We start from the raw sequence: 6445 nt of genomic DNA on the forward strand, positions 1-6445 counted from the left end.
GGCGAAGACGATCCTGTTGCTGCTCCTGCCGCGCGCAAGCTGGCTGAAGAAAACGGCATCAACATCGCTTCCGTTGCCGGCACCGGCAAAGGCGGGCGTGTGACCAAGGAAGACGTGGTGGCTGCTGTTGCCGCCAAGAAAGCCGCTCCGGCTGCCGCGCCTGCCAAGGCTGCTGCTCCAGCTGCCGCTGCTCCTGTGTTCGCCGCTGGCGATCGCATCGAGAAGCGCGTGCCGATGACCCGCGTGCGTGCCACCGTGGCCAAGCGTCTGGTTGAAGCTCAGTCGAACATGGCGATGCTGACCACCTTCAACGAAGTCGACATGACCGAAGTCATGGCTCTGCGTTCGAAGTACAAGGATCTGTTCGAGAAGTCCCACAACGGCGTACGCCTGGGCTTCATGTCGTTCTTCGTCAAGGCTGCCACCGAAGCGCTGAAACGCTTCCCGGCTGTCAACGCGTCGATCGACGGCGGCGACATCGTTTACCACGGCTACGCCGACATCGGTGTTGCTGTTTCCAGCGACCGTGGTCTGGTGGTACCGGTTCTGCGTAACGCCGAGCTGATGAGCCTGGCTGAAATCGAAGGCGGCATCGCAACATTCGGCAAAAAAGCCCGCGACGGCAAACTGTCGATGGACGAGATGACCGGTGGTACCTTCACCATCACCAACGGTGGTACCTTCGGTTCGATGATGTCGACCCCGATCGTCAACCCGCCGCAGGCAGCGATTCTGGGCATGCACAACATCATCCAGCGTCCGATGGCCATCAACGGTCAGGTCGTGATCCGTCCGATGATGTACCTGGCACTGTCCTACGATCACCGTCTGATCGATGGCAAAGAAGCTGTGACCTTCCTGGTGACCATCAAGAACCTGCTGGAAGATCCGGCTCGTCTGTTGCTGGATATCTAAAAAGCAGCTGCAAGCGTCAAGCTACAAGCCTCAAGCTCAATACGAGCGGATCGGCTTGTAGCTTTTGGCTTGCGGCTTGTAGCTTTATTGCTAAAGAGGATTTTTTGAATGTCGCAGAAATTTGACGTAGTAGTGATCGGTGCCGGCCCTGGCGGTTACGTAGCTGCCATCAAGGCCGCGCAGCTGGGTCTGACCACTGCCTGCATCGAGAAGTACACCGACGCCGAAGGCAAGCAAGCCCTGGGCGGTACCTGCCTGAACGTGGGCTGCATTCCTTCCAAGGCGCTGCTGGACAGCTCCTGGAAATACAAGGAAGCAAAAGAAAGCTTCAACGTTCACGGTATCTCGACCGGCGAAGTCAAAATGGACGTCGCTGCGATGGTTGGCCGCAAGGCTGGCATCGTCAAGAACCTGACCGGCGGCGTTGCCACCCTGTTCAAGGCCAACGGCGTTACTTCGATTCAGGGCCACGGCAAACTGCTGGCCGGCAAGAAAGTCGAAGTCACCAAGCCAGACGGTTCGGTTGAAGTCATCGAAGCTGAAAACGTCATCCTGGCACCAGGCTCGCGTCCGATCGACATTCCACCGGCTCCGGTCGACCAGAAAGTCATCGTTGATTCGACTGGCGCTCTGGAATTCCAATCCGTACCGAAGCGTCTGGGCGTGATCGGCGCTGGCGTGATCGGTCTGGAACTGGGTTCGGTCTGGTCGCGTCTGGGTGCAGAAGTGACTGTCCTGGAAGCCCTGGACACCTTCCTGATGGCAGCGGACACCGCTGTTTCCAAGGAAGCGCTGAAAACCCTGACCAAACAGGGTCTGGACATCAAACTGGGCGCTCGCGTAACCGGTTCCAAAGTGAACGGCGACGAAGTCGTGGTGAACTACACCGATGCCAACGGCGAACAGACCATCACGTTTGACAAGCTGATCGTAGCCGTTGGTCGCCGTCCGGTGACCACTGATCTGCTGGCAGCCGACAGCGGTGTGACCCTGGACGAGCGCGGTTTCGTGCACGTTGACGATCACTGCGCTACCACCGTACCGGGCGTTTTCGCCATCGGTGACGTGGTTCGCGGCATGATGCTGGCGCACAAGGCATCCGAAGAAGGCATCATGGTTGTCGAGCGCATCAAGGGCCACAAAGCCCAGATGAACTATGACCTGATCCCTTCGGTTATTTATACTCACCCGGAAATCGCGTGGGTTGGCAAAACCGAGCAGGCCTTGAAAGCTGAAGGCGTTGAAGTTAACGTCGGCACCTTCCCGTTCGCCGCTTCCGGCCGTGCCATGGCCGCCAACGATACCGGTGGTTTCGTCAAGGTCATCGCTGATGCCAAGACTGACCGCGTATTGGGCGTGCACGTGATTGGTCCGAGCGCTGCAGAACTGGTTCAGCAGGGCGCGATCGGTATGGAATTCGGCACCAGCGCTGAAGACCTGGGCATGATGGTTTTCTCCCATCCGACCCTGTCTGAAGCCTTGCACGAAGCTGCTCTGGCTGTGAATGGCGGCGCCATCCACATTGCCAACCGCAAGAAGCGTTAAGACACACAATAAGAAACCACGGCGGTAACGGCCCGTCGTGAGCCTTGCGAGCAAGTCTCACCGCGGAATGTCCGCTGGACGCAGTCTTGCGTAGCTGCACCGGGTACCCGGAAAGGCTACGCAAGCAGCAGTCACAGGTGGCGCGGCACTCATCAAGAGCGCAGCGCCGAATGCGCAGTACCTAACGAAGACGGTAAAAAGCATGAATCTTCACGAGTATCAGGGTAAGCAGCTGTTCGCTGAATACGGCCTGCCAGTATCCACTGGTTACGCAGTAGACACCCCGGAAGCAGCAGCAGAAGCTTGCGACAAAATCGGCGGCAACGAGTGGGTTGTCAAAGCCCAGGTTCACGCCGGTGGTCGCGGTAAAGCGGGCGGCGTCAAGCTGGTTCGCAGCAAAGAAGACGCCAAAGCCTTCGCACAGCAGTGGCTGGGCAAGCGTCTGGTGACTTACCAGACTGACGCCAATGGTCAGCCTGTCACCAAGATCCTGGTTGAATCGTGCACTGATATCGCTAAAGAGCTGTACCTGGGCGCTGTCGTTGACCGTTCGAGCCGTCGTATCGTGTTCATGGCTTCCACCGAAGGTGGCGTGGACATCGAGAAAATCGCTCACGACACTCCAGAAAAAATTCTGAAAGCCACTATCGATCCACTGGTTGGCGCTCAGCCATTCCAGGGTCGCGAGCTGGCATTCCAGCTGGGTCTGGAAGGCAAGCAGGTTGCTCAGTTCGCCAAGATCTTCGTAGGTCTGGCCAAGCTGTTCAAGGATCACGACCTGGCGCTGCTGGAAGTGAACCCGCTGGTGATCAAGGCTGACGGCGATCTGCACTGCCTGGACGCCAAGATCAACATCGACGCCAACGCCATGTACCGTCAGCCTAAGCTGAAGACTTTCCACGATCCGTCGCAAGACGATCCGCGCGAAGCGCACGCTGCCAAGTTCGAACTGAACTACGTAGCCCTGGAAGGCAACATCGGCTGCATGGTCAACGGTGCCGGTCTGGCCATGGGTACCATGGACATCGTCAACCTGCACGGCGGCAAGCCAGCCAACTTCCTCGACGTAGGTGGTGGTGCTACCAAGGAACGCGTTACTGAAGCGTTCAAGATCATTCTGTCCGACACCAACGTCGCTGCAGTACTGGTCAACATCTTCGGCGGCATCGTTCGCTGCGACATGATTGCCGAAGGCATCATCGGCGCCGTGAAAGAAGTCGGCGTGAAAATCCCGGTTGTTGTTCGCCTTGAAGGCAACAACGCTGAGCTGGGCGCTAAAGTACTGGCAGAAAGCGGTTTGAACATCATCGCTGCTACCAGCCTGACCGACGCTGCTCAACAAGTTGTCAAAGCTGCGGAGGGCAAATAATGAGCGTCCTGATCAATAAAGACACCAAAGTTATCTGCCAGGGTATTACCGGTTCGCAAGGTAGTTTCCACACCCAGCAAGCCATCGAATACGGCACCAAGATGGTTGGCGGCGTAACTCCGGGCAAAGGCGGCACCGAGCACCTGGGTCTGCCAGTGTTCAACACCGTTAAAGACGCAGTCGCGGCCACTGGCGCTACCGCCAGCGTGATCTACGTTCCGGCTCCTTTCTGCAAGGACTCGATCCTGGAAGCGGCATTCGGCGGCATCAAGCTGATCGTCTGCATCACCGAAGGCATTCCTACCCTGGACATGCTGGACGCTAAAGTTAAGTGCGACGAGCTGGGCGTAGTCCTGATCGGCCCTAACTGCCCAGGCGTGATCACCCCAGGCGAATGCAAGATCGGCATCATGCCAGGTCACATTCACTTGCCAGGCAAGGTCGGTATCGTTTCGCGTTCCGGCACCCTGACCTACGAAGCTGTTAAGCAAACTACTGACGCCGGTTTCGGTCAGTCGACTTGCGTCGGCATCGGTGGTGACCCGATCCCGGGTTCGAACTTCATCGACATCCTGAAGCTGTTCCAGGAAGACCCGAAGACCGAAGCGATCGTGATGATCGGTGAGATCGGCGGTTCGGCTGAAGAAGAAGCGGCTGCCTACATCAAGGCACACGTGACCAAGCCGGTTGTTTCCTACATCGCTGGTGTGACTGCTCCTCCGGGCAAGCGCATGGGCCATGCTGGCGCAATCATCTCTGGCGGCAAAGGCACTGCAGACGAGAAGTTCGCTGCACTGCAAGACGCCGGTGTAAAAACCGTGCGTTCGCTGGCAGACATCGGCAAGGCCCTGGCCGAGCTGACCGGTTGGGCTGTCAAGTAAGCCTCGCGCTTAGCTGACGCTTCACCAGGCAAAGGCCACCTTCGGGTGGCCTTTGTCGTTTCTGGCACCTGCGTCATCAGTGATATCGCCTTCGCGAGCAAGCTCGCTCCCACATTTGTACGCATTCCCAAGTGGGAGCGAGCTTGTTCGCGAAAGCGATTTATAGACATCTACCCAATTACATGCAAAAACGCGACACGGAAACGTCGCGTATCGGATAGTTCGCCCTCAAACAGTGCGTTTGTCAGACAAATTCGTTAGGCTAGCAGCCATTTTTGCGTCTGCCGCCCACAAGGCATGCAACGCGCTAAACGGGTCAGTCTTATACGGACTGACAGCATTTCCCTAACCCCACAGGGAAATCCCCCTCTAAATTCCGATTCAGTAGTGTGGTATTTCCTTAATGAAAGTTTTGAAAGGTCAGGACATCCTGGCACTTGGTTTTATGACATTTGCCCTGTTCGTCGGGGCCGGCAACATCATCTTCCCGCCTATCGTCGGTTTGCAGGCCGGGCCTCATGTCTGGATGGCGGCGCTGGGCTTTCTGGTCACTGCAGTCGGCCTGCCGGTCATCACCGTCGTTGCGCTGGCGAAGGTCGGCGGGGCGATGGACGCACTGAGCAGCCCGATCGGCAAGGTCGCTGGCGGCATCCTCGCGGCGGCGTGCTACCTGGCAGTTGGCCCGTTGTTCGCCACGCCGCGTACCGCGACCGTGTCCTTCGAAGTTGGCCTGGCGCCGCTGACCGGCGAGAGCCCGCTGGCGCTGTTCCTCTACAGCTCGGTGTACTTCCTGCTGGTGTTCTTCATCTCGTTGTATCCGGGCCGTTTGCTCGACACTGTCGGCCGTTTCCTCGCGCCGTTGAAGATCATTGCACTGGCCGTTCTCGGCATCGCTGCCTTCGCCTTGCCGGCCGGTGATATCGGTCAAGGCACTCCAGAGTACGTCGCCGCGCCGTTCTCCCAGGGCTTCATCAATGGTTACCTGACCATGGATACCCTGGGTGCGCTGGTATTCGGCATCGTCATCGTGAATGCCATCCGCTCTCGCGGCGTTGAATCGCCAGCGTTGATCACCCGTTACGCGATCATCGCCGGGCTGATTGCCGGCGTGGGTCTGGCGCTGGTGTATGTCAGCCTGTTCCGTCTCGGTTCCGGCAGCCACGAAGTGGCTGTTGGCGCCACCAACGGCGCCGCGGTCTTGCACGCTTATGTGCAACATACTTTCGGTTCGCTGGGCAGCGGTTTCCTCGCCGTACTGATTTCGCTGGCGTGTCTGGTCACGGCGGTCGGTCTGACCTGCGCCTGTGCCGAATACTTCAGCCGTGTGCTGCCACTGTCCTACAAGACCCTGGTGATCATTCTGGCGGCGTTCTCGCTGTTGGTGTCCACCCTGGGCCTGACCAAGCTGATCGCCTTCTCGATCCCGGTCCTGACCGCGATCTACCCGCCGTGCATCGTGCTGGTGGCGCTGAGCTTCTGCAAAGACTTCTGGCATGAGCATGGCCGCATCATCGGTCCGGTGATGCTGGTGTCGTTCGTGTTCGGCATGATCGACGCACTGAAAGGTGCCGGCCTGGCCGACTGGATGCCGTCGCAACTGTCCCACCTGCCGCTGAGCGAGCAGGGCCTGGCGTGGCTGGTGCCGTGCGTGATGACCCTGGTGGTCGCGGTGGTTTGCGATCGCCTGCTGGGCAAGCGCAGCGAAGCCGTTGCCTGACGTTCCCTGACCCGCCAC

General features: G+C 58.6%; 5 protein-coding genes. All 5 read left to right on the forward strand.

What is annotated here, in order from left to right; translation table 11 throughout:
* On the forward strand, positions 1-915 hold a 915-nt coding region (gene odhB / locus DBR24_RS07935), incomplete at its 5' end, for a 2-oxoglutarate dehydrogenase complex dihydrolipoyllysine-residue succinyltransferase (RefSeq protein WP_128614440.1).
* Positions 916-1023: 108 nt separating this feature from the next.
* The gene (lpdA, locus tag DBR24_RS07940) at positions 1024-2460 is read left to right on the forward strand and encodes a dihydrolipoyl dehydrogenase (RefSeq protein WP_123465866.1); all 1437 of its coding nucleotides are present in this window, start codon (positions 1024-1026) and stop codon (positions 2458-2460) included.
* 202 nt (positions 2461-2662) lie between these two features.
* A complete protein-coding gene (sucC, locus tag DBR24_RS07945; RefSeq protein ID WP_085732277.1) occupies positions 2663-3829 on the forward strand; it encodes an ADP-forming succinate--CoA ligase subunit beta in 1167 nt (388 codons plus the stop codon).
* Positions 3829-4710 (forward strand): succinate--CoA ligase subunit alpha, encoded by an 882-nt coding sequence (gene sucD, locus DBR24_RS07950; RefSeq protein WP_007919877.1) that lies wholly within the window; start codon positions 3829-3831, stop codon positions 4708-4710. Before sucC ends, sucD begins: the two co-directional genes overlap by 1 nt.
* 403 nt (positions 4711-5113) lie before the next feature.
* Positions 5114-6427 (forward strand): branched-chain amino acid transport system II carrier protein, encoded by a 1314-nt coding sequence (gene brnQ / locus DBR24_RS07955; protein WP_128614441.1) that lies wholly within the window; start codon positions 5114-5116, stop codon positions 6425-6427.
* The last annotated feature ends 18 nt before the right edge of the window (positions 6428-6445 follow it).

It is taken from the genome of Pseudomonas sp. HMWF006 (genome assembly GCF_003061205.1).
GTDB classification, from domain to species: Bacteria; Pseudomonadota; Gammaproteobacteria; order Pseudomonadales; family Pseudomonadaceae; genus Aquipseudomonas; species Aquipseudomonas monsensis.

Coding starts and splice junctions, on each gene's coding strand:
- lpdA (WP_123465866.1), top strand. CDS start 1,024: ATGTCGCAGAAATTTGACGTAGTAGTGATCGGTGCCGGCCCTGGCGGT.
- sucC (WP_085732277.1), top strand. CDS start 2,663: ATGAATCTTCACGAGTATCAGGGTAAGCAGCTGTTCGCTGAATACGGC.
- sucD (WP_007919877.1), top strand. CDS start 3,829: ATGAGCGTCCTGATCAATAAAGACACCAAAGTTATCTGCCAGGGTATT.
- brnQ (WP_128614441.1), top strand. CDS start 5,114: ATGAAAGTTTTGAAAGGTCAGGACATCCTGGCACTTGGTTTTATGACA.